The organism is Staphylococcus sp. HMSC056G08 (assembly GCF_001812305.1).
GTDB lineage: Bacteria > Bacillota > Bacilli > Staphylococcales > Staphylococcaceae > Staphylococcus > Staphylococcus simulans.
In genome coordinates, this window is sequence record NZ_KV808417.1 from 65,460 (window position 1) to 87,772 (window position 22,313).

24 protein-coding genes and 1 pseudogene are annotated in these 22,313 nt (G+C 35.7%); 4 read left to right on the forward strand and 21 right to left on the reverse strand.

Going from position 1 to position 22,313, the window contains the following annotated elements; translation table 11 throughout:
- Positions 1 to 33: 33 nt before the first annotated feature.
- The 5 genes from HMPREF2846_RS00395 to HMPREF2846_RS00410 form a co-directional block, all read right to left on the reverse strand.
- Entirely contained in the window at positions 34 to 567 is a 534-nt protein-coding gene (locus HMPREF2846_RS00395) for an NAD(P)H-dependent oxidoreductase (RefSeq protein WP_002479813.1), read from the reverse strand.
- Positions 568 to 642: 75 nt separating this feature from the next.
- Entirely contained in the window at positions 643 to 819 is a 177-nt protein-coding gene (locus HMPREF2846_RS14305) for a hypothetical protein (protein WP_002479814.1), read from the reverse strand.
- A gap of 176 nt (positions 820 to 995) precedes the next feature.
- Positions 996 to 1,886: an L-serine ammonia-lyase, iron-sulfur-dependent, subunit alpha gene (gene sdaAA / locus HMPREF2846_RS00400; protein ID WP_002479815.1), complete on the reverse strand. Its 891-nt coding sequence runs from the start codon at positions 1,884 to 1,886 to the stop codon at positions 996 to 998.
- A 13-nt stretch (positions 1,887 to 1,899) separates the two neighbouring features.
- Positions 1,900 to 2,577: an L-serine ammonia-lyase, iron-sulfur-dependent subunit beta gene (sdaAB, locus tag HMPREF2846_RS00405; protein WP_002479816.1), complete on the reverse strand. Its 678-nt coding sequence runs from the start codon at positions 2,575 to 2,577 to the stop codon at positions 1,900 to 1,902.
- A gap of 43 nt (positions 2,578 to 2,620) precedes the next feature.
- Positions 2,621 to 3,664: a PTS sugar transporter subunit IIC gene (locus tag HMPREF2846_RS00410; RefSeq protein ID WP_057509997.1), complete on the reverse strand. Its 1,044-nt coding sequence runs from the start codon at positions 3,662 to 3,664 to the stop codon at positions 2,621 to 2,623.
- 746 nt (positions 3,665 to 4,410) lie between these two features.
- Here HMPREF2846_RS00410 and HMPREF2846_RS00415 point away from each other — a divergent pair.
- Positions 4,411 to 4,989 (forward strand): hypothetical protein, encoded by a 579-nt coding sequence (locus HMPREF2846_RS00415; RefSeq protein ID WP_023015104.1) that lies wholly within the window; start codon positions 4,411 to 4,413, stop codon positions 4,987 to 4,989.
- 106 nt (positions 4,990 to 5,095) lie between these two features.
- Here HMPREF2846_RS00415 and HMPREF2846_RS00420 read toward each other — a convergent pair whose 3' ends face one another.
- Both HMPREF2846_RS00420 and HMPREF2846_RS00425 read right to left on the reverse strand, forming a co-directional pair.
- Positions 5,096 to 6,130, reverse strand: coding sequence for a LacI family DNA-binding transcriptional regulator (locus HMPREF2846_RS00420; RefSeq protein WP_002479819.1), 1,035 nt, complete (start codon positions 6,128 to 6,130; stop codon positions 5,096 to 5,098).
- A gap of 51 nt (positions 6,131 to 6,181) precedes the next feature.
- Entirely contained in the window at positions 6,182 to 6,949 is a 768-nt protein-coding gene (locus HMPREF2846_RS00425) for an alpha/beta hydrolase (protein ID WP_002479820.1), read from the reverse strand.
- Between the two features lie 169 nt (positions 6,950 to 7,118).
- On the opposite strand from HMPREF2846_RS00425, the gene HMPREF2846_RS00430 reads away from it, so the two are divergent.
- Positions 7,119 to 8,165 (forward strand): HoxN/HupN/NixA family nickel/cobalt transporter, encoded by a 1,047-nt coding sequence (locus HMPREF2846_RS00430; RefSeq protein WP_082709448.1) that lies wholly within the window; start codon positions 7,119 to 7,121, stop codon positions 8,163 to 8,165.
- Positions 8,166 to 8,265: 100 nt separating this feature from the next.
- Here the strand turns inward: HMPREF2846_RS00430 and HMPREF2846_RS00435 are convergent, their stop codons facing one another.
- The 12 genes and pseudogenes from HMPREF2846_RS00435 to HMPREF2846_RS00490 all read right to left on the reverse strand — a co-directional run bounded on the left by HMPREF2846_RS00435 (position 8,266) and on the right by HMPREF2846_RS00490 (position 18,602).
- Positions 8,266 to 8,592: a branched-chain amino acid transporter permease gene (locus HMPREF2846_RS00435; RefSeq protein ID WP_023015108.1), complete on the reverse strand. Its 327-nt coding sequence runs from the start codon at positions 8,590 to 8,592 to the stop codon at positions 8,266 to 8,268.
- A 1-nt stretch (position 8,593) separates the two neighbouring features.
- Entirely contained in the window at positions 8,594 to 9,298 is a 705-nt protein-coding gene (locus tag HMPREF2846_RS00440; RefSeq protein WP_023015109.1) for an AzlC family ABC transporter permease, read from the reverse strand.
- Positions 9,299 to 9,369: 71 nt separating this feature from the next.
- Positions 9,370 to 9,768 carry an acyl-CoA thioesterase gene (locus HMPREF2846_RS00445; protein ID WP_037557637.1) on the reverse strand — a complete coding sequence of 133 codons (399 nt, stop codon included), beginning with the start codon at positions 9,766 to 9,768 and terminating at the stop codon, positions 9,370 to 9,372.
- A 72-nt stretch (positions 9,769 to 9,840) separates the two neighbouring features.
- On the reverse strand, positions 9,841 to 10,401 hold the full coding sequence (locus tag HMPREF2846_RS00450; protein ID WP_070625181.1) for a GNAT family N-acetyltransferase: 561 nt from the start codon (positions 10,399 to 10,401) through the stop codon (positions 9,841 to 9,843).
- A 156-nt stretch (positions 10,402 to 10,557) separates the two neighbouring features.
- Positions 10,558 to 12,300, reverse strand: coding sequence for a pyruvate oxidase (locus HMPREF2846_RS00455; RefSeq protein ID WP_002479826.1), 1,743 nt, complete (start codon positions 12,298 to 12,300; stop codon positions 10,558 to 10,560).
- A 107-nt stretch (positions 12,301 to 12,407) separates the two neighbouring features.
- Positions 12,408 to 13,094 carry an LrgB family protein gene (locus HMPREF2846_RS00460; RefSeq protein WP_002479827.1) on the reverse strand — a complete coding sequence of 229 codons (687 nt, stop codon included), beginning with the start codon at positions 13,092 to 13,094 and terminating at the stop codon, positions 12,408 to 12,410.
- Positions 13,091 to 13,477: a CidA/LrgA family protein gene (locus tag HMPREF2846_RS00465; RefSeq protein WP_002479828.1), complete on the reverse strand. Its 387-nt coding sequence runs from the start codon at positions 13,475 to 13,477 to the stop codon at positions 13,091 to 13,093. The genes HMPREF2846_RS00460 and HMPREF2846_RS00465 overlap by 4 nt, the downstream gene beginning before the upstream one ends.
- Before the next feature lie 440 nt (positions 13,478 to 13,917).
- Complete coding sequence (locus HMPREF2846_RS00470) at positions 13,918 to 14,496, reverse strand: YdhK family protein (RefSeq protein ID WP_060803683.1); 579 nt, start codon at positions 14,494 to 14,496, stop codon at positions 13,918 to 13,920.
- A gap of 119 nt (positions 14,497 to 14,615) precedes the next feature.
- The gene (locus HMPREF2846_RS00475; RefSeq protein WP_002479830.1) at positions 14,616 to 15,497 is read right to left on the reverse strand and encodes a cidABC operon transcriptional activator CidR; all 882 of its coding nucleotides are present in this window, start codon (positions 15,495 to 15,497) and stop codon (positions 14,616 to 14,618) included.
- 132 nt (positions 15,498 to 15,629) lie between these two features.
- Positions 15,630 to 16,813, reverse strand: a pseudogene (locus tag HMPREF2846_RS00480) (ABC transporter permease).
- The gene (locus tag HMPREF2846_RS00485; protein ID WP_002479832.1) at positions 16,810 to 17,490 is read right to left on the reverse strand and encodes an ABC transporter ATP-binding protein; all 681 of its coding nucleotides are present in this window, start codon (positions 17,488 to 17,490) and stop codon (positions 16,810 to 16,812) included. Before HMPREF2846_RS00485 ends, HMPREF2846_RS00480 begins: the two are co-directional and overlap by 4 nt.
- The gene (locus HMPREF2846_RS00490; protein ID WP_070625183.1) at positions 17,487 to 18,602 is read right to left on the reverse strand and encodes an efflux RND transporter periplasmic adaptor subunit; all 1,116 of its coding nucleotides are present in this window, start codon (positions 18,600 to 18,602) and stop codon (positions 17,487 to 17,489) included. Before HMPREF2846_RS00490 ends, HMPREF2846_RS00485 begins: the two co-directional genes overlap by 4 nt.
- A gap of 260 nt (positions 18,603 to 18,862) precedes the next feature.
- Between HMPREF2846_RS00490 and HMPREF2846_RS00495 the strand changes: the two genes are divergently transcribed.
- Entirely contained in the window at positions 18,863 to 19,480 is a 618-nt protein-coding gene (locus HMPREF2846_RS00495; protein ID WP_070625185.1) for a YIP1 family protein, read from the forward strand.
- Between the two features lie 134 nt (positions 19,481 to 19,614).
- Positions 19,615 to 20,445, forward strand: coding sequence for an alpha/beta hydrolase (locus HMPREF2846_RS00500; protein WP_070625187.1), 831 nt, complete (start codon positions 19,615 to 19,617; stop codon positions 20,443 to 20,445).
- On the opposite strand, the gene HMPREF2846_RS00505 is transcribed toward HMPREF2846_RS00500, so the two are convergent.
- Both HMPREF2846_RS00505 and HMPREF2846_RS00510 read right to left on the reverse strand, forming a co-directional pair.
- Positions 20,442 to 20,954, reverse strand: coding sequence for a methylated-DNA--[protein]-cysteine S-methyltransferase (locus tag HMPREF2846_RS00505; RefSeq protein ID WP_002479836.1), 513 nt, complete (start codon positions 20,952 to 20,954; stop codon positions 20,442 to 20,444). The two genes, HMPREF2846_RS00500 and HMPREF2846_RS00505, sit on opposite strands and share 4 nt — an antisense overlap.
- A gap of 148 nt (positions 20,955 to 21,102) precedes the next feature.
- Positions 21,103 to 22,313: LPXTG cell wall anchor domain-containing protein (locus HMPREF2846_RS00510; RefSeq protein ID WP_141751847.1), on the reverse strand; the 1,211-nt coding region annotated here is incomplete at its 5' end.

Consider the following 22,313-nt stretch of genomic DNA (forward strand, 5'->3'; position numbering starts at 1 on the left):
CCTACCAAGGAGTCTAAAGGAAAATGCTTGTGGTTACTGTTTTTGAAGTCTTTCAACAAATGCCACATATTCATCAGCATTTTCTGCGAGAGTCGCAAAATTATCGATGTCATCCGTTTGGTAAATCGCATGAATGCCAAAGAAATGGCCACCGATTAAATTAACAACACCTTTTAATGGATTACAAATTTCGTCAATCGTATACCCTATCGGTCCATCTTCTTTATAATGTGCTTTTGGTTGGCCGCATGAAATGGCTAATGCGAAATGTTTTCCTTTTAAAGCGTCACCGCCATCAAACGCAAAACCATGTGTATAGACTTCATCGAACCATTGCTGTAAAAGTGGCGGATAACTCATCCAAAACATGGGATATTGAAAGATAATATAATCATGTTTCTGTAATAACGCTTGCTCATGTTCAACATCAATGTTTCCATCTGGATAAGTTTGATACAAGTCATGTACCGTCACTAAATCAGAACGATCTTCTAATGTTTTCTTCCATACTTGATTAACGTCGCCTTCTTGAATATCAGGATGTGCAATAATTACTAATGTGGACATGATAATCCTTCCTTTCATTCAAAATAAAAATGAGATGTACCCCGAAGTCATCTCATTTTAAGTCGTACTATTTAGTTATTCCCCTTTGGTCTCCATCATTAACTTTGTGTAATAGAATAAGAATACAATGATCATACTGATAGACATTGATTTCAACAGACTATTCATCATTGTACCGATATCTGTCAGGTAAAACGTAATGGCTGAGTTAATGAAGAAAGCAATAAAAATGTATAGTAATCTTGTTATCATATCCCATCATCCCCTTTTGACTAGTTTACCCATAAAAGATACAAATTGCAATATGTATTTTGAATTTTGTGACAACTTATGTTTTTATAAATAAAAACACGCAACCTTTTTCAGGTTGCGTGTTTCTAGAATTTATCAATTTAACTTTTAATGAAATTTACATATTCATCAGGCAATTATGATTTAACTTGTGAGTCACCGAAGATTTTACGTTTGATTGCTTCACCTGTCGGTGTACCTGCTAAACCACCAAGACCAGTTTCACGTAATTCAGCTGGTAAGTTACGTCCAACTTTATCCATAGCTTCAATTACTTCATCTACTGGGATACGGCTTTCCACGCCAGCTAATGCTAAGTCAGCTGAGATTAATGCGTTACCTGAACCGATTGCGTTACGCATTACACATGGAATTTCTACTAAACCAGCAACTGGGTCACAAACTAGACCTAATAAGTTACTGATTGCGATAGCCATTGCTTGACCTGAAGCTTCTGGTTTACCGCCGAATGTTTCAACTGCAGCTGCTGCAGCAATAGCTGATGCTGAACCAACTTCAGCTTGGCAACCGCCTGTTGCGCCAGCAACACTTGCGTTGTTTGCTACAACACGGCCGAAGATAGCTGCTGTGAATAAGAAGTCCACCATTTGATCTTCAGTTAAGCCATGTGTTTTTTCTAATTTGAATAGTGTACCTGGAATTGTACCGGAGGAACCAGCTGTTGGAGTAGCACAAATGATACCCATTGCTGCGTTCACTTCGTTTGTCGCAACTGCACCCATAACAGCACTCATCATTTCATTACCTGAAAGCGCATGGTTGTTTTCGTTATAATTTTTTATTTTAATTGCGTCTTGACCAGTATACCCTGTTACACTTTTAACGCCTTCGCCAGTTGTCCCTTTTTCAACTGCGTCGCGCATTACTTGTAAGTTTTGTCTCATTTGTTCACGGATTTCATCACGTGATTTCCCACTTAATTCTTTCTCTTCTTCAATCATAATTTCTGAGAATTTCATATCATGTTTATTCGCATAATCTATGATCTCTTTAATTGAATCAAACATACATTACACCTCTTTATTTTATATATGCAAAGTTTAAGTCGCTATATTTCTCTCTTAAATCGCTAAGTGCTTCTTCTGGTAAGGCTTTGTTTAAGTGTAAAGCCATTAAACAGCCATCTGGATTAATCGTTTTGATTTCTTCGTTGATGTCTGCACCGTGTTCGATTAAATCATTGATTAAATGGTTGATTGTCGCATTGTCAGTTGGTCCATCGATTTCTAATAATGGTAAGCCGTGGTTCATTAGAATACATTGACCATTGACGTTAATGCTTTTAATTTTAATAGTTCCGCCACCGATTGAGATTCCGTTCAATTCGATGTGACGATCACCTTGTTTTGCTTTAATTAATGCACAGTTAGGATGCTCTCCTAAACTTCTTCCTGTTTCTTCGATGAAACGAACATCGATACCATCGTTTTTAGCAATGTTTACTGCATTGCTGATACGTTCGTCGAAAGTGCTGAATCCTAGTAAGCCACCAACGATTGCAACGTCTGTACCGTGTCCTAAGTGTGTTTGTGCAAATGATTCATAATAATGAACTTCAATATCTTCAGGTTCTCCTTGAAGTACCATTCTTGCTGCGTTACCGATTTTTACTGCACCTGCAGTGTGTGAACTTGATGGTCCCATCATAACTGGACCGATTATATCAAATGCGCTTTGGTAATCATGTTTACGTGCCATAGCGTATTGTCATCTCCTTAATCTCTTTATAAGAAATGCTTAATTAATTTGCTTTTGACGGTTCTGCTTTGCCTTCAGGTAATTTGTCAGATAGTTTCTTGAAGTTGATTTTGTTCATAATCTTACCTAAAATCCAACCAAGGATAATTGCTGTCACGATAACAGCTGCGATAGTAATAAGTGATGGAATTGGTTTGTTAAATCCAAACAATACAATTGCACCAGCTATTGGTGTTGCCATTCCCGTTACATTAATAACTAAACCTGCAATCGTAACAATTGTCGCTGTAAACATACCGACTATGGCGTTTGCGCCGTAAAGTTGAATCGGATATTTTGCGATTGTATCGATTTGTGTTAAAGGTTCTACTGCAACTGCGAAGGCTTTACCTAAGCCGCCGATTTTAAGTGCTCTGAACATCATAAAGTTAACGAATGATGAACCTGTAGTTGTTAATGCACCGATAGCCATCGGAACACCTGTTAAACCAAGTAAACTTGTTAATACCATAGAACTTAATGGCGTCATACCTACCACCGGAATGATTAAGCCTAAAATAATTGCTAAAGCGTAAGGATTATTGTCACCAACTGCTGTAATCGCACCACCGATTTGTCTTAACACAGCCATTACTCCTGGTGAAATTAATCCGCCGATTCCGAATGCTAATGCCGGAGCGACTAAGATTACGACAATTAAGTCTAAGCCTTCTGGTACTTTTTTCTCGATCAATTTAATCAAGAAGCTCACTAAGTAAGCAGCGATAAATGCCGGTAGTAATTTTTGATCATGTAAAACTAAACCAATGATAACTGCGAAGACTGGAGAGATTCCCAATTTCAAACCAGTTAAAATACCTACTGCAATACCACTTAAGCTTCCTGCTAAGTCTCCAATTCTTTGGAAGAATTCCAAGTGGAACACGCCACCGATCGCATAACTTAAGAATGCTTGCGGTAAAAATGTTGCACATGCTGCACCTGAAAGTGCTTGTAGCCCCTGTTTACCATAAGGAGCAAATTTTAAGAATAACGACATTGCTAGAAGGACTAGCAACAACGTCCCAGTTCCCAAAATAATATCCATGCCAAATGACCTCTTTTCCTACTATATATTTAATTTTCCTACCACCGACATCATACTACCTTTTATAAAGCGTTTTCAATACCTTTTGCAAACATTTTGTGAACAAATTGCGAATAATTTCACAAACTCTTTATTATGACTATTATTACTCTTTATTTTTAAATATAAAGAGTAATTATAATCATAACGTTTATAAAGTTGTCACAATTAGTTTAAACGATAGCAATTAATTTAAACACTTACCATTAATAAAAATAATCTTGTTAACCCTAAAACAACATTAAAAGACTCCCTTTAGACTTTTATTGTTATTTGTCTATACAAATTATTTTCCATTAGCAACTATAACACTTTAGTAAATAACTTTAAACCAACAAATTCGGGTGATTTTATCGGGTAAAAGCTAAAATGCTTGATACCGTAGGATTTTGAGCAATTTAATACCTAAAAAGTTCTAATATACTGAAAATTTACGAAGTTTATCCTTTTTTAAACTCAATTTTAAGTTAGCTTAATATTCCTATGCCATGCTTGAAGTGAAGAAATTGATGATAACGCCGAATCACTGCGGAAAGCAATACTATCCCATAAAGCCGTACACCAGAAATCTATCTCTCACATATCCGCATGTGTATATCAATTTTCTTCGTTGTCGTTTTGTCTGTTTCATCCGACAGTTTATACCTCATACTCATAACACCATGGATGACATGACACTTTCATTTTGAAATAGGAGTGTTGTTTTCATGCCTATGAAGTTAAGTAAAAAGAAAAGCTTGCTTCATGTTTCTACGCTAGCTTTAAGCGGTTTACTATTCTTTAATATGCCTGGAGTGATGAATGCTGCTGAAAGTCATGATTACGCAAATGAACAGTCCGCTAAATTATCCGCTTTGGTCGAAAATACTGATACTGCTCAAACAACTGAAACATTTATCCCTACATCGCATCCAACTGATGTGGCTCAAGCTACTGATGTTGAACCCGATCCTTCCCTTGCAGAAAATGTTTCAAAGACAAATATCGCAGATGCAGAAAGAAATCGTAAAGAAGCAGATACTGAGTCCACAACCTCAAAAGCAACAGCAGGACAAACCTATGCGCATCAAGCATCAGCAACAACTTCAAAAAGTGAAGATGCAGGCTCACACTATCAGGGTGAAACCGCATCATACGCTGACTTGCCAGAAACAGGACACGTTGACCATCCAGAATCGGGTGCTGTCATAGCCATTATTATGAGTATTGTTGTCTCTACTATTGCCCTTATTCACGTATGCAGACAAAATGCACGTTCAGTTGTCCCAAACCGAGATGACGTTTGATTGAAAAATCCCTAGTATATCATTTCTAAAATCCCTAAAAAAACAGACTTAGAAACCTGTCTTTTCTCCCTTTCTTTAAGACATTGTTTCTAAGCCTGTTTATTTTTTATTCATTTTTAGATGAGTGCACACTAGAGTCTCTGACATTTAACTGTGCCATTAACCAATCTGATTGAATTTGTTCACTTTCTCCTTCAAAAAATTGTTTTAAGCGTGCAAAAATTGATGCGCCGATAGTTTCAGCATGAATACCTACAGCGGTTAATGATGGATAATGTACTTTATTCCAACTATTCTCTTCTAATGTAACAATTGCAACATCTTCAGGCACTTTTAATTCCTTTGTTTTAAGTGCTTGTAAAATACCAGACAACATCGCATGATTCGAAGCAATCAATGCAGTTGGATGATTTGATTGCGCAAAGAGTTGCTGGACGGTGTCATAGCCGTATTTTTCTGTAGCTTGTAAACTTAAATCAGTATATTGATATGAGATTAGTCGTTCATCCATTTGTTGTTCAAAATCTTCTAATGCTGCTTTATATCCCATTCTTGTATCAGCTGTTGCACTAGAAGCAGGATTACCTAAAATTAAAGCGATTGATTGATGGTTTTGTTTCAATAAATGTTCAGCAGCTTGATAGGCTGTATCTTCATGATTTAATCCAATGTAAGGTATCTGTTCATCCTCAATTTGATTATCAATAATTACCATTGGAATGTCTCTCCAACGTTTTGAAATACGCATTTGTGCTGAAACTGGCGAAACAATAATACCATCTACTTGTTGTGATACAAACCAATCTATCAGTTCATCTTGACGTTGTACTTGTTCATTAGATGCCATCGCAATAATTCGAATAGACTCTGAACCTTGTTGATGCTCAATCGCATCAATGACAGAGGCATAATAAGCATCGTGTCTCGGTATAATAAATGCGATTGTTTTAATACTTTCTCCGCGTAAAGATTGAATATATCGACTCGGTTCATAGCCTAACATTTCTAATGCTTCCACTACACGTGCACGTGCTTGATCATTAGAAACATGCTTTTTATCTTCTAATATTTGATTGACCGTCGCAATCGACAAGCCAGAAATTCTCGCAATATCATGTAAGGTCGGTTGTGTTTTCTTCATTTTCTTTCAAACTCCTTGAATCAGTTGAATTGTTGTTCATTCTTGGTGTGCTTACTTATCAATGTTCTCCATAGATAATTCAAAATCTAACCAATTTACAATATCTGATAATAACATACCGCGATATGAACTTACATTTAATAACTCATGATCTAACCCGTCATAAATTCTTAATGATTTATGTGTGGTTTTAGCTTCTTTGAAGAATTGGATTGCATCATCAGAACTTACAATGCGGTCACTGCCACCATGCATAATCAACACTTTGTCTTCAAACTTCGAAAATTCGATATCCATATCTCGGACCGCTTCTCTAAATGCTTTGATTCTTTTATGTTTCTCAATATCCGCTTCTTCATCCTGATTTTCTATTTCTGCTGAATGATCTACGACATCATCACGAAAGACAGGTTGCCCCGTTGGAGACAAACCACCTGCAGAAATATAACCGTGCACTGCATTCGGATAACGTATACCAAATAATGTCGCTATTGTACCGCCTACACCATGGCCTAAAATAAATATTTTTCCTGTCAATTGTGCTTTAACATAATCTACAACAGCCTTTAAATCTTCTACGACGATATCTACATGTTCATAAAGATTTTTGTCACCAGGAGTTTTACCATGACCTCGTTGATCATAACGAATGACATTATAATCATATTCATTAAATGTTGAAGCCACACCATCATAATCATCTAATTCTTCTGACAATCCTTGTACAATAATCAAATTAGCCATTGGCTGTTCACCTAACGTAATTTTACTGTAGAGATTCACACCATCAAAAGATGAAATATAATCAATATCTGACACAGATAAAAACCTCTCTTTCACTATATATCCTTATTTTCACTTACCCTATGCAGACTTGAAAATCACTTTTTCAATACAATAGCTCCATTCTCTTTTAGTTATTTACTTACTTGTTTATTCATATTAAAATAATAGAGTTCTTTCATAGTTAATTTATTATATTTACTAAATTATAAAATACAGAAAGCAGATGACGCTATTGAACATCAGGACTACTCATATTAAAGATATGCTTCCTTATTTAATCATTATTATATTATTGCACCTGATAGGTGTTACTTGTTTATGGATGGGTGCACATACACACCCTATTTTATTCGGAATGGGTATCTTAGCATATACACTAGGTTTACGTCATGCATTTGATGCTGACCACATTGCAGCTATTGATAATACAGTTCGCAAACTGATGCAAGAAAAACAAAATCCGTCAGGTGTTGGCTTCTATTTTTCTATCGGCCATTCCAGCGTAGTTTTTATCATGGCACTTTTATTAGGTGTTTCAGTATCATGGGCACAGCGACAGATGCCCCTCTTTCAAGCTATTGGTGGAATCATCGGAACGATGGTTTCTGGTCTGTTTCTACTACTAATTGGTATTTTGAACTTAATTATCTTAGTGTCATTGATTCGTTTATTTATGCGTTTACGCTTTGAACAAGTTTCTGACGATGAACTGGATCAATTGTTAGCTTCTAGAGGGCTTATTCAACGATTTGTTGGTCCTTATTTTAAATTCATCAACAGAAGTTGGCACGTTTTACCATTAGGTTTCCTATTTGGATTAGGCTTTGATACTGCAAGTGAGATTGCTTTGCTTGCATTATCATCTGGAGCTGCTGAACAGTCATTACCTTTTGCTGGCATTATCGCACTTCCATTATTATTTGCGGCAGGCATGAGTTTATTAGATACACTAGATGGCGCGCTCATGAAGTCTGCTTATCACTGGGCATTTCTAAAACCAGTTCGTAAAATTTATTACAATATTACCATTACCGCTATCTCCGTCATAGCTGCGTTGATAATCGGTACTGTAGAAATACTACAAATGATTGGTGAACATTTTAAATTGCACAGTCCTTTTTGGGATGAAGTTGCATCAATTGAATTTAATCATTTAGGTTATCTGCTCGTTGGCGTATTCTTATTGTTTTGGTTAGTATCTGTGATTATTTGGAAACTTAATCACTTTGAAGAACAACAGTTGCGGTAGTATTCAAAACTTTTCTTACCATAACAATTCCTTACCTTCATCTAAAATAAAGCAATCCTTACGTTTCACTTTAAAAATAAGTAAATGTAAGGATTGCTTTTTAAAATACAAATTGAACTAATATCATATAAGCGATTGTACCACCCGCAATTGAAATCAACATATTACGTTTAATCACATGCAAGATAATAATCACTAAAATCGCCATCAACTCTGGCAGCCCATGATTGCCAGTTAAGATAGGCGTTTTACGTAACGCATAAACGACTAAGAAACCAAATACCGCTGCAGGAAGTACAGCGCCTAAATATTGTACAAACTTTGGTGTTTCTTTATCTTTAGAAAAGATTAAAAACGGCAAGAAGCGTGTCAACATCGTTCCAATCACAACAACCGCAATCGTTAAAATTTGTTGGGTTAAGGTCATATTAAGCCACACCCTTTCTTGCGAAATATCCTCTGAGGATAGTCAATGCGAGCACAATTAAAATCATTGAAGGTAAGATGAATTGATTAGGTCCGAAGATGACCAAACAAACTATAGGGATAGCCAACCCAATTAATGAACTTACATGATTCTTTTCTTTCAACCAAGACTCTAAAAAGATTACAACGAAAAGAGCGACCATCACAAAATCTAAGCCTTTTGTATCAAACTTAATAAAGACACCGAACAGACTTCCGATTGTCGTACCGAAAAACCAATAAAATTGATTTAATAATGTGACATAGAACATAAATAAGGTCTTATCGACATTTTTAGGTACATTCGCCATATTATTAATTACGAAGGTTTCATCACACATCCCAAAAATTAAGTATGGCTTATATTTTCCTGTCCCTTTAAATCGATCCAACATGGAAATACCATAAAATAAGTGTCTGGAATTCAGCATAAGTGTCAATACGAAGACACTTAATGGATTAAATGGAACTAATAATAAACTTCCGGCCACAAATTCCATGGATCCTGCAAAAATCAACAAACTCATCAGCATCGCATAAATTGGCGGGAAGCCTAATGAATGCATATAAATACCATAAGCAATACCAATAAATGAAAACCCTGCGAAAATTGGAATTGTTTGAGGAAATGCTGCTTTTATAGCTTTTAAATGCGGATGTTCAGTCATGACTATCAATCCTCTTTCTATGTATATGAAAATCTTCGAAAAACATTCATTTTCCGAAGATTTAATGTAGCTTATAAAACTCTGAATGCATCAGGTACTGGTACTACTTTTTGTTCAACAATATTGTAGAACCCGCCATACTGCATACCTTGGCAATGTATTTGATTACCTGTACTGATTTCAAATTCAAACACCCATTTTAAACGACTGATTTTCGTTAACCAGCATTTGCCAACGGGTTTGTCGTGAATAGTAAGTGGTATCTTATAATCAATTTCGGTATGCATAAGTATAGGTGAAATATTTTGTTTCAACATTTCAGAAGGGGTTAGATGCTTATTTACAAATATTGTTCTTAAATCTTCAAACCAACGGACATAGACAATATTGCTGACGATACCCATCGCATCAATATCATAGCCGTTTACTTCAATTTCTGTTTCTGCTACTAATTTACGTTCGCTCAACACCGACAACTCCTATCTTTCTTTATATCATCAGTATAACAACCTTTTTATAAAGTTGATAAGTGTTATCTTAATTTACAATGAAGTTTCTGTATTGAATTCATGTTTCAGCAAAGCGTATCTATGAAAGTCTTCAAATTGTCCACGTTCAAATGACTCATCTTTATCCGTTCCAACAAAACGGAAGTTTGCACGTTCTGCGACTTTTTGACTGGCTTTGTTTTTAGTGTTGATGTGCAACGATAACTTATTTAAATCCAAAGTATTGAATGCGAAATCACAGATTTTATGTAGGCAACGGGCAATGATTCCTAAGCCATTATACTTACTCTGCAACCAATATCCTACAAAAGCTTTTTTATTTTCTAAATCAATTTGCTGTATATCAATAGTACCAACCACTTGGTCTCGATAGTAAATCACAAAAAGACGATGTTCATCTGCAGCCTGTTTCTTCAACATTAACTTAATGAAGTTGAGTTCATCTTCCACCGTTAATGTATGATCAATGAACGGTAAATACGTTGAAAGAAATGCTCTATCTTGTTCAATCATTTGAAATAAAGGTTCAGCCATGAATGTTTCAGGTTGTGCTAACTTTATGTCTTCATCTACTGGAAAATAAAAAAAGTCCACATGTATCGCCTGCTTTCGCTCTATGTATTTTTTCATGAATAACTAGAGTATAGTGGAGTTGACAGAATATTTCAATATTAATTCGATGTAAAAAAAGACGAGTAATGCAAAATGCACTACTCGTCGAAATTGAGTATTCAGTTCATTTCTTAAATATTATAAGAAACGTTTAGCTGCTACTGAAAGTGGTGGGATTTCATCAAAGTCTAATTTTTTATCTTCAGTAATTGATCTGTATGCCCATTTAGCATAGTTGATTGCTTCATCCGGTACGATTTTACCTGGAAGTGGTGCAGCGTTCGCATCAACATGTACGTTTACGATTGTTGGTCTGTTTTCATTTAATGCAGCTTCAACAACAGTATCGATGTCTGCTGGATCTTCTAATGTGTAACCAGCACCGCCGCATGCTTCAGCGAATTTAGCAACATCCATATCTGAGAAGTCGATTGCATATTCTAATTCACCAGCTGCTTGTTGTTCGTATTTGATGAACGCTAATTGTTTGTTGTTCAATACGAAGATAACCATTGGCATGTTATATTGAACAGCTGTTGCGAAGTCTTGCATTACCATTTGGAAACCACCGTCACCAGCGATACCGATAACTTGACGGTTAGGGAATGCTACGTTAGATGCAATTGCACCTGGTAACGCGCAACCCATTGTACCTAACCAACTAGAAATAATGAATTCGTTACTTGGTTTAAGGTTTAGGTAACGTGTTGACCATACTGTTGAAGTACCAACATCAATTGAGAATACAGCGTCATTGTCTGCTTCTCTGTTGATAGCTTGCATCAAGTGTTCTGGACGGATTGGATAAGAATCATTGTTAAGGTCTTTTTCCATCCATTCTTTCCAAGTAGCCATGTTATCTAATGCTTCTTTTAAGAATTTACGGTTTTTAACTGGTTTAACAAGGTTTGTTAATTCAGTTAACGCGATTTTAGCGTCACCGATAATTCCAGCATTTACTTTGAAACGGTGACCGATTGCACTTGGATCAATGTCGATTTGAACGGCTTTGATATTTTTCTTAGGAAGGTAGTCAACATATGGATAGTTTGTACCTACCATGATTAATAAGTCAGCATTTTGCATTGCTTGATATGCAGGTTTTGTACCGATTTTACCGATGTTACCTAAGTTATATGGGTGGTCATCTGGAATGATTGTTTTAGCTGGTAAAGTGATGATTGTAGGGATTTGTGCTTTATTGATTAAAGCTTCTACTTCAGGTCCAGCATGTTTTGCACCAGTACCCATTAACATTACAGGTTTTTTAGCTTTATTAATTAATTTTGCAGCTTTTTTAATTTTAGCTGTGTTTGGTGCTGGGATTGTTGGGCGTTTTTTGTTTACAACTTTATTAGTTGTATCTTTAACTTTGTTAGTTAATAAGTTGTTAGGCAAGATTAAAGTTGCCACACCTTTTTTCTCGTAAGCTGTTTTAATAGCTTCGTTTACGATACCAAAGATATCGTCATCTTTTTCTGAGATTTGACGGTTGTATACTGAAACATCTTCACATAATGATAATAAGTTTGTTTCTTGGAAAGCTTTAGTACCAAGTACAGTACTATTAGATTGACCTACTAGCACTAATTGAGGAACGCCATCCATTTTAGCGTCATACATACCATTTAATAAGTGGATCGCACCTGGACCACCGATTGCTAATGATACGCCGATTTTACCAGTAAGTTTTGTGTAAGCTGAAGCTGCTAAGCTTCCTACTTCTTCATGACGAACATGATAGAATTTAATTTGTTCACTTACTGTACGTAAACTATCAACTACTGCGTCGATAGAGTCGCCCGGGATACCATATAAGTGATCAATATCCCATTGTAGTAAAGCTTCTACAAGTGCTTGATTTGCTTTAATTTTTGCCATTTTAAAAATAGCCCCTTTCTATTCATTAAAAAAGTAACTGTATTCAAACTACCCTTTAGTTAGTGTTTGATGCTGCGTTATGCAAAGTGTGTCTATATATTCTAATGCTAATAAAAAAGAATAATCAGGATTGGTAACAACACTGAACTGATGACTGCAGTCAGAATCATACCAATTGAACTGAATGCACCTGATTCTAAATCTAATTCTAAGGCTTTTGCTGTTCCGAACGCATGTGATGCATTTCCAAATGCAAGCCCTTTTGCAATGGAAGTTCTAAAGTTCCCCATACGCAACAGCAATGAGCCGAGCATACTGCCGATTAAGCCAGTGGTAATAATAAATAGTACTGTAATTGTATCTGCACCGCCCATTTGGTGAGATACTTGGATACCAACCGCTGCTGTGATGGAACGCGGTAATAATGTGACAATTTCTTCTTTATTGAAGCCTAAAATCTTCAACGACGAATAAACTAACACAAAATTGAGTAATACGCCAGTCAATACGCTTGTAAAAATAATATTGAAGTTTTCAAATATTTTATGACGATTGATATAAAGCGGATAAGCTAAGCAAACAACCGTACAGCTCAGCAAGTAATTAATTAAATGGCCGCCTGCCATGTAAGAATTATAATTCTGACGGAACAACAATAACACGATTATAATTCCAATTGAAGCAACTAGGGCTGGATTTAAGAATGGGCTAGGAAATCTCTTGTGCAGCTTCTTCGCTGCAAGATACATAACCACTGTCAGTACTATCATTATGATGTCTTTTAAAATAATCATGATGTGTGACTCCCCTTACCACCATGTTGTCTTCTGGCCATCTTCTCAGCAATTAGCCCAGAGACGTAAGCGACAGCTATTGTTCCGAGAATGATGACGCCGAAGAACAAAATAAAGTTGAGGTGTATGTCACCTATGATATCCATTACACCAACGACGGAAGGGATAAAGAAAAACACCATCGTTGTTAGCAAGAAGTTGGAACCCGCTTCGACCCATTTGACAGGTATAATTTTAAATTGTAATAGTAGGAAAAAGAGTCCTAGGCCGACGATACTTCCAGCTAATGGAATATGCAAAAGGTGCTGAAGGGTGTTGCCTAAATACGTGATGCCCATAATCAAGATAATTTGGAAGATAATCTTTAAAACCTTCGATGTCATAAGCTAACACCTTTCCTTAAAAATAAGCGTATAAATGGTCATTTCCAAATCGATTCTGGTGTCTGAATCTAGTGTCCATCACTATTTATACACATTCTTTTGACTTACATTCCTTATTCTATGACAATTCTGTGTATAATAAAAATATCGATTTTAGATACTACCTATTACTTTTTTCTATGAAAGCGATAACATCGATTACTTTTCTTCCAAATACGAACTTTTGTTACCATCAATCTTGTTCCATAACGTATATACCCCTTTCTGACAGTCTTAACAATAAATTTAAAAGCACACAAAAACAGCTGTTCATTTTACCGAACAACTGTCTTGCTTTAGAAATGAAAACATTGAAAATACCGTTAAATATAATTGTATGATCTGTGCAACCTCTTAAACATTCGCTTTATACCCCATTATGACATTCTAGTGAACTTTACTTATCTTGGTGACAATTCATCCTCAGTCATCCACATATGATTCTTAACCATCTTGCCATTATCTTTATCTTTATAGTCCACTGTATAAACTGTTGTTTTTTCTACTTTATCGATTGTTGCTTTCGCACCTTTCATACCCTTCATATGATTCGCTTTCAAAGTAACAGTGTCCCCTTTTTTGAAACCTTCTTTCGGTGCATTTTCTATTTCCTCATTCACGACCCATTTGTGATGAGAAACTTTTTTACCGCCATCAGTTGGTTGATAACTGACTTCGTACACACATGTATTATAAGCGCCTTTAACTTTACCGTCAGCATTCATCATGCCTGGCATGTGGCCTTCTTTCAATCTAACATCATCCCCCTCATCAAACTGACTGTGACGTGCATGATGCATATGTTCAGGCATTTGACCATGATGATGCCCCATGTGATGTTCTCCCTCTTTTGAAGTCTGTTTATCTTGTGTTGTATTTTGAGCATTTTGACTTGAGGTTTGTGTGTCCTCTTGATCATTTGAACAAGCGGTAAGTATCAGAGACGACGTTAACATAACCATTCCGATTCTTTTTAACATACCTTTCACCCTTTCTTTACTCCCACACTTATCATATACCCCCTTTAGGTATATTACAATCTAATAAAAATAGGACGCCCTTATGCTGTCGCAAAAAGTGACATCCTTTGTCTAATTTTTTATATAGTTAATGATGATTTCATGTAATCAATATATTCTCTTGTCGCATAGTTGATATACTTTTCTTTTTTCCAAATCACACCTAGTTGCCATCTCATAGAAGCATCATTAATTTTCGCACTATGAATAGGCCCACGCAGCATTTTCACAATGTTTTCTGGTAGGATACTGACTCCTAATCCAGCTGTTAATAAGTTTTCGATAAAGTTCCATTGCGAAATTTTGGAAATAGTCTTAGGCACAAAACCAGAACGTTTAGCTGTTTCAATAATTTTATCGTTTAAATAGAAATCTTCATTAAACAATATAAAATCTTCATTTGCTAACTCATGCATTTCTACCATTTCACGTCCAGCGAATGGATGTGTTTCACTAACAACCAACAAAATATCCTCTGTATAAAGTGGAATAGATTCAAAGATAGCACTGTCTACAGGCAAAGTTGTAATGCCAATGTCAATTTCATTATTGATGATTTGAGATTCTAATGCCTTCCCGCCATTCTCTACCAAATTGTACGTAATATTTGGATACATTTGATGGAAATTACCTAGTGTATCAATGAATTTATTCATGTTCATGACAGCTGATAATCCAATACTGATATGACCCGCTTCAAGTCCCTTTAACTGATTCACTTCTTTAGGCAGGTTCTCAAACAAATTCATAATTTCCAATGATTTCTTATAGAAAATCTCTCCGCTGTCTGTCAAAGTTAAATGACGTTTACTACGATCAAATAACGCACTGCCCAGTTCGTTTTCTAAATCTTTGATTGCTTTGCTGATTGTGGGCTGTGCAATATAAAGTTCTTTAGAGGCATTTGTCATACCGCCATGTTGTACAACTGCAATAAAATATCCCATTTGTTTAATATCCATGTTTGTGCCCCTTCTCTTTTTACAATTTCTTTCTTTTCACATATACCACTATTTTATAATATCAACTGCTGAAGTGCTATATATCCAGAAAAACAGACCAGAGAACTTTTCAACTCTCGGTCTGCTTTCTTTTTATTTAATAATATCAATCAATTCTTTTTTAGCTGCTGCACGTGCTGGTATCCAACCGAATATAATACCAATTAAAGTTGATACACCCACTGCGAGTAAAACAGAGCCTAAACTTACAGCACTCTTGATATAATCAGGTGTGACTACATCGACAAGCGAAGCAATGCCGATACCTAATAATAATCCGATAATGCCACCTATTAAACAAAGTACGACACTTTCAACTAAGAATTGTATCTCAATATCTCTTGCTTTAGCACCGAACGCGCGACGTATTGCGATTTCTTCTGAACGCTCCGCAACGGAAATGTACATCACATTCATCACACCAATACCTGCAATGAATAGAGATATACCTGCGACTGCTGCTACAAAGTACGTAATTCCATCAAATATTTTACTGATGCCTTTCATCATTTCTTCCATATCTGAATATTGATAACTACCTGCTGCTTGGCCGCTTCCTTTTTTCGATAACACCTTTGCGACACGTTCACCTACTTCTTTTTGTTATAACCATCTTCGATCTTAACTTCTAACTGTGCAAAATCTTGCGTTAGATTGGGTAAATAATGTTCAAGCGTTTGTGTCGGCATATGTACGACATTATTTTCAAAGCCATCACCCGTGGTTATACCGACAATCTTAAATCCTTGTCCATTAATATATAGTGATTGTCCAACTGCTTTTTTAGGTTTATCAAATAAATCCTCAGCTAATTTCCTATCAATGGTTACAACTTTGTTTTCAATCGCATTATCACCTTGATTAAAACCGTGACCTTCATCTACATTGCTAAATTGGTCCTTCACGTAAATATTTGCATTGCCATTTTTACGTGAATTCGTCACTTTAGCTGTAAATGCTTGATCTTTATCTTTTTTAATCTGTGCTTTTTCTACTCCTTTTTCTCTTTCCGCTAATTGAATATCACTAGGTGCAAAAGGCTCTGTTTTTATATCAGCATCCGTAGACTGCATAAAGCTAATAAGCGCAGCATCTTTAGAAGCACCTGAATCTGAAAACTGTTCATTTGCGGTCTTTTTAAATCCATTTCCTAAAGCCATGATAGTAATAACGGCCGCAATACCAATAATAATCCCAATCATTGTGAAGATATTACGTCGCTTATTTTTCATGATTGAACGTAGCGAAACAATGAGTATATTAGATAATCGACTCATTTTATCACCTCTTCTTCCTGAATGCGCCCATCCAAGATGTGGAAGATGCGATCTGCTTTTTCAGCTACTGCTCTATCATGTGTCACCATAATCATCGTTGTCTCTTGTTCTTGATTCAGACGTATAAATAATTCCATTATATCTTCTGAAGTTTTTGAGTCGAGTGCACCCGTAGGTTCATCTGCGATAATAAACTTTGGTTGATTCACTATGGAACGCGCAATTGCCACCCGTTGTTGTTGACCCCCAGATAATTTATTTGGCACAAAATTTTCTTTATCGTAGAGCCCGACATTATGCAGTGTATTTAAAACACGCTGCTTTCGTTCTTGACTTCCGATACCTGCATAAACTAAAGGAATACTTACATTTTCTAGCACGGTGTTATTTTGTATCAATTTAAAATTTTGAAAGACAAAACCTACAACTTGGTTTCTAATTTCAGCTAATTGATTATCCGAACTCTTTTTATAATTGTTGTTATTAAATAAGTATTCGCCCTCATAGCCTCTATCAATGAAACCTATGATATTAATCAACGTACTTTTACCTGAACCAGAAGGTCCCATAATTGCGATAAACTCGCCCTTTTTTATTTCCAGGGAAATATCCTTTAAGATATGATTCACTTTATCTCCATTTTTAAAAGAACGATTGATGTTTTCTAACTTAATCATTCTTTCACCTCAATCTTATCTCCCTCTTTTAGAGATGATTTAGGATTTTGAACTAAACGTTCTCCTTCTTTCAATCCTGACTTAATGTAAATAGAACCCTCTTTCTTTTCTACTTTGATTTTACGTTTTTCAATTTTATTTTCTTTATTTAGAACATAAATTGTATTATCTTTGTCCAATACATTTTGAGGAATTTTAATTTTGTCAGTAGCGACAGAAGCATCTAGTGATAAACCTGCACGTACTGGAGAAGATAAATGACCAATAAGCACTTTATATTTCGAAGCATCGTTTGAACTGTCTTTACCTGATACATCATTCATAACAGGATTCGAAGCTTGTCCTGCTCCTTCTTCTTCAGAAGCACCTGCAGCAGAAGCACCACTCATCGCATTTTCATTCAGACTGTCTTCATAACTTGTTGGAAGTTCAGATATCTTTATAACTTCACCTGTCCCTTTGTCACCTGTGCTGTTGACCTTATATTCAATTTTTTGTCCTTCTTTAATTTTATTCAAATCATATTCAGTTACTGTTGTTTTGATTTGCGGATCTTTTGAAATTAATTGAAGAATCGTTTCACCTTCATTAGGATAATCCTCTTGCATAATTTCTATCTTTCCTGGGAAAGCCGCAAATAAGCTATCGTTAATTTGTTGATCAAATTGATTTAATGATTGATTCGCTTTATTTAAGTTTGCTTGTGCTTCTGATAGTTGTTCGTTGGCTTGCTCATCATTTGGTGCACGATTGACACTTTCTTGCGCTTTTTGTCTTGCACGTTCTGATTGGTTCACTTTATCAAGTAAGCTTTGACGTTGATTCTGGCTCGTATCATAGCTGATAATTTGTTGACCTTTTTCAACATCTTGACCATTTGAAACAGTGGTATTGATATATGTACCGATAGTTGAATTATTTTGGTAAGACTTCACTGTTTCCGGAGAAGCTTTACCTTGGATAGTTAGCGGACTTTCTTTTTTAGCTTTATAGACACTATATGTATTTTCCTTATTTGATGTGCCTCCAGCATTTTTAACAATGATTGCGATAATAAATAATAGTAGAATTGCCGCAATGATTAAAATTATCCATGTCATTTTCTTTTTCACACTAATTCTCTCTCCTAACGATTAATTGTAAACTCACAATTGCATAATATCACAACTTAAAAATAAATGAATACCTTTACATTAATAAAGTTAGATATTTATAATCTTTAAAGTTGTCTACTAATTTAAGCAACGTTCATTAACAATGAAATCAAATGATTAAAACATCAATAAAAATTTTTTATCATTTTTAGAAAAACCATTTATTAAAATTAATGACTATGATACGCTCTTAATAAATCTTACATAAGGAGTAGCATATGGAAAATTCTAACTTACTGCTAGGGGATTCCTTTAGCAAATTCAGAGAACGTCCAAAATGGATACTTAATTTAATTATTTGGATTGTCGTAGTTATTGGTTCACTATGGTTGACTTTCGCTTTTAGTGATTGGACAGAACTCATGAAACAAACCAACTCAAATATGAATCAAGCACAAGTTGAACAAGCTAGATCGTTTATGGGACCAGTCACTGTTATTGGAGGCCTCTTCTCACAACTTTTCTATTTACTTATCGCATTTTTAATCGTTTGGGCAATTGCGCGTATTTTCAAATCTAATGTGAAAAAGAAAAGCATTTTTGCGGGAACATTATTTGCGCTGTTAATCAGCTCATTAGTAGCACTGATTGTCTTAGTGATTCAAGTGATTGTTGGTTTAGATATTGTGAAAATTTCGATCACAAGCTTGAATATATTTGACCCAGGTAATAAAGTACTTAGCGTATTTAACTTACAGACTTTACTTTCTGGTTATTTATTGAGTGTTTTACTGTATAAAACTTGTAAGTTATCAGGAAAAGTTTCTATTATCTTTGGTGTTGCATTAGTCATTATTTCAATCGGATTCGGATTGCTTGGCGCATCCATTCAATAATATAGCTAATGAATAAGAGGGAATGAACATGTGTGTCATTCCCTCTTATTTATATATTTATGATTCGTTTTTCTATTCAAAAAAGCTTAAACTATTAACAAGTCATTTGTAGTGACTTATTCAAGCAGAAAGTAGTGATTCTAATAGATACACAAACACATACCATACAAACACCTGATAATTTCCAACTTCATATACGTACGCACCTTTCACAACAACCGAAAGGTATCATCATCTATTATCATGGTGGTGGTTTAATTGCGGGTTCACCTCACGATTTATCTGATGAAGCAATTCAAATACTGACACAACATTTTCATTTAGTGGAAGCACCCTATCGGTTAGCACCCGAATCCAATATCGGCACTATTTTAAATGATACTTTTTTAGTATTTGATAACATCAATAAAATATATCCTGATTTGCCACTCTTTACTTTCGGACGATCTTCCGGTGGTTATTTAGCTTTGCAAATCGCATCTCAACGTACTGTTAAAGGTGTCATTGATTTTTATGGTTATGCAAAAGTGGACTTGCCTGAATTCAAATTACCGCACAGTGAATTCCAAAAGAAAACGGCCCATCTGAACTCAGCTATGATTGATATGATGATTCAATCACAACCGATTACAGAAGGACCGATTCAGTTTCGTTATCCACTCTATTTATATACAAGAGGCATCGGACAGTGGTATGAATTTGTCGGTATTCAAGATGCTGAAAAAACTGAATTAAATTTAAGTGCACGTGCTTTAAAACAATTGCCTCCCATTTTTATTGCGCATGCTTCAAGAGATATTGATGTTCCTTTTAGTGAAAGCGAACGGTTGAAACAATATATTCCTAATTCCACATTAATTACACTCGATAGTGATGAACACGATTTTGATCGTTCGTTTAATAGTAATATTAAAACAATATACCAACAAGCAGAGCAATTCTTACACCAATGTTTAGAAATTTAAGTCGTAAATTGATTTAAGTCATGATGTTCACATTCTAATAAATAACGTTTCCTATCTAATCCGCCACCATATCCAGTCAGTTTGTTATGGTGGCCTACCACACGGTGGCAAGGGATAATAATAGAAATCGGATTACTGCCTACTGCTCCACCAACTGCTTGTGCAGACATTTTTTTCTTACCTCTTAACTGTGCAATTTTACGTGCTATATCTCCATACGTTACTAATTCACCGTAAGGAATTTTAACAAGCTCATTCCATACCTGTTCTCTGAATTCAGTACCAGAAGCATGATACTTAAAATTAATTTCTGGATTTTCCCCTTTAAAATAACGATCTAACCAATCCCTGACTTGGTTAAAAACTGGCACTGAGGTTAATGCCACTTTATCTATATTTGGATCTTCTTTATTAATTTGTCCTTCGTAATAAATACCTGTCAATACATCATCTTCGCTTACAAGCGTTAATGTTCCTATTGGAGATTGATAATCACTCATTTTCGTCATTAAATCACCTTTTCTTCTTTTTATCTATTTAAACGCTGCAAATTCAATAATTTCTTTTAATCCCTATTACTTTCATTATGTATAAAAAAAGAACACACCTCAAATGAGATGTGTTCCAAAAATCATTGATAGATTTTTTTAGTTAAACTTATTGTTTATCTTTATTGTCTTTACGACGTCTACCGAATAACAAGATTGAACCTAGAGCTGCAAATAATCCACCGAATAATGGTGCGTTATTTGTGCTTTCTGTTTCACCTGTGTCTGGTAAAGCTTCTTTCTTCTCTTTAGAACTTGCTTCTTCAGAAGGCTTTTCTTGTTTTTCAACTGCTGGTTGTTCCACGCTTGGAGCTGGAGTAACAGCTGGTGCAGTTGGTTCCTCTGGTGTTGTTGGAACTTCCGGTTTTTCAGGTGTGCCTGGCTCTTCCGGTGTTGTCGGAACTTCTGGTTTTTCAGGTGTGCCTGGTTCTTCCGGCTTTTCAGGTGTGCCTGGCTCTTCCGGTGTTGGATCCTCTGGTGTTGGTTCTACTACTGGTTTGTAGAATCCGCTATCGATTGTTTTATCATCTGCGTTATTTACAATCACTGTTACAGTTTTGCCGTCTGAGTCTAATGCAGTATTTCCTACATTAACTAATGTTGGTTCATAACCTTCTGGCGTTTCAAATGTAATTGTATATTCACCATTCGGTAAGTTTGTGAACTCATAATTACCATTTTCGTCTGTTGTAGTTGTAACTGTTGATCCATCTGGTTTTGTCAACGTTACTTCTACGCCAGGGATGCCAGGTTCATTTGAGTTTTGGATACCGTCTTTGTTTGTATCTTCCCAAACTTTATCGCCAACTGTGTAAGTTGCTGGTACTGGTGTTGGTTCTACTACTAGTTTAAAGAAGCCACTATCAATTGTGTAGTTATCTGCATTATTGATTGTAACTGTTGTAGTTGTTCCATCTGAATCAAGCGCAGTATTTCCTACATTAACTAATGTTGGTTCATAACCTTCAGGTGCTTCGAATGTGATCGTGTATTCACCATTTGGTAAATCTGTGAATTCATACTTACCATTCGCATCTGTTGTTGTTGTAACGACTGAACCATCCGGTTTCGTTAACGTTACTGTTACACCTTCGATACCTACTTCGTTAGAGTTTTGGATACCGTCTTTATTACTATCTTCCCATACATAATCACCTAAGTTATATGTTGCTGGTACTGGTGTTGGCTCAACTGTTGGTTTGTAGAATCCGCTGTCAATTGTTTTATCGTCTGCATTGTCTACAGTTACTGTTGTTGTTGTTCCGTTTGAGTCCAATTCAGGGTTGCCGACATTCGGTGTTGTTGGTTCGTAACCTTCTG

What these genes read in the sequence shown, in the direction of transcription:
- HMPREF2846_RS00495 (WP_070625185.1), top strand. Translation starts at nt 18,863, where the DNA reads ATGGAAAATTCTAACTTACTGCTAGGGGATTCCTTTAGCAAATTCAGA.
- HMPREF2846_RS00465 (WP_002479828.1), bottom strand. Translation starts at nt 13,477, where the DNA reads ATGACATCGAAGGTTTTAAAGATTATCTTCCAAATTATCTTGATTATG.
- HMPREF2846_RS00410 (WP_057509997.1), bottom strand. Translation starts at nt 3,664, where the DNA reads ATGGATATTATTTTGGGAACTGGGACGTTGTTGCTAGTCCTTCTAGCA.
- HMPREF2846_RS00420 (WP_002479819.1), bottom strand. Translation starts at nt 6,130, where the DNA reads ATGAAGAAAACACAACCGACCTTACATGATATTGCGAGAATTTCTGGC.
- HMPREF2846_RS00440 (WP_023015109.1), bottom strand. Translation starts at nt 9,298, where the DNA reads ATGACTGAACATCCGCATTTAAAAGCTATAAAAGCAGCATTTCCTCAA.
- HMPREF2846_RS14305 (WP_002479814.1), bottom strand. Translation starts at nt 819, where the DNA reads ATGATAACAAGATTACTATACATTTTTATTGCTTTCTTCATTAACTCA.
- HMPREF2846_RS00505 (WP_002479836.1), bottom strand. Translation starts at nt 20,954, where the DNA reads ATGACGAAAATGAGTGATTATCAATCTCCAATAGGAACATTAACGCTT.
- HMPREF2846_RS00395 (WP_002479813.1), bottom strand. Translation starts at nt 567, where the DNA reads ATGTCCACATTAGTAATTATTGCACATCCTGATATTCAAGAAGGCGAC.
- HMPREF2846_RS00455 (WP_002479826.1), bottom strand. Translation starts at nt 12,300, where the DNA reads ATGGCAAAAATTAAAGCAAATCAAGCACTTGTAGAAGCTTTACTACAA.
- HMPREF2846_RS00470 (WP_060803683.1), bottom strand. Translation starts at nt 14,496, where the DNA reads ATGTTAAAAAGAATCGGAATGGTTATGTTAACGTCGTCTCTGATACTT.
- HMPREF2846_RS00460 (WP_002479827.1), bottom strand. Translation starts at nt 13,094, where the DNA reads ATGATTATTTTAAAAGACATCATAATGATAGTACTGACAGTGGTTATG.
- HMPREF2846_RS00475 (WP_002479830.1), bottom strand. Translation starts at nt 15,497, where the DNA reads ATGGATATTAAACAAATGGGATATTTTATTGCAGTTGTACAACATGGC.
- sdaAB (WP_002479816.1), bottom strand. Translation starts at nt 2,577, where the DNA reads ATGGCACGTAAACATGATTACCAAAGCGCATTTGATATAATCGGTCCA.
- sdaAA (WP_002479815.1), bottom strand. Translation starts at nt 1,886, where the DNA reads ATGTTTGATTCAATTAAAGAGATCATAGATTATGCGAATAAACATGAT.
- HMPREF2846_RS00415 (WP_023015104.1), top strand. Translation starts at nt 4,411, where the DNA reads ATGCCTATGAAGTTAAGTAAAAAGAAAAGCTTGCTTCATGTTTCTACG.
- HMPREF2846_RS00435 (WP_023015108.1), bottom strand. Translation starts at nt 8,592, where the DNA reads ATGACCTTAACCCAACAAATTTTAACGATTGCGGTTGTTGTGATTGGA.
- HMPREF2846_RS00485 (WP_002479832.1), bottom strand. Translation starts at nt 17,490, where the DNA reads ATGATTAAGTTAGAAAACATCAATCGTTCTTTTAAAAATGGAGATAAA.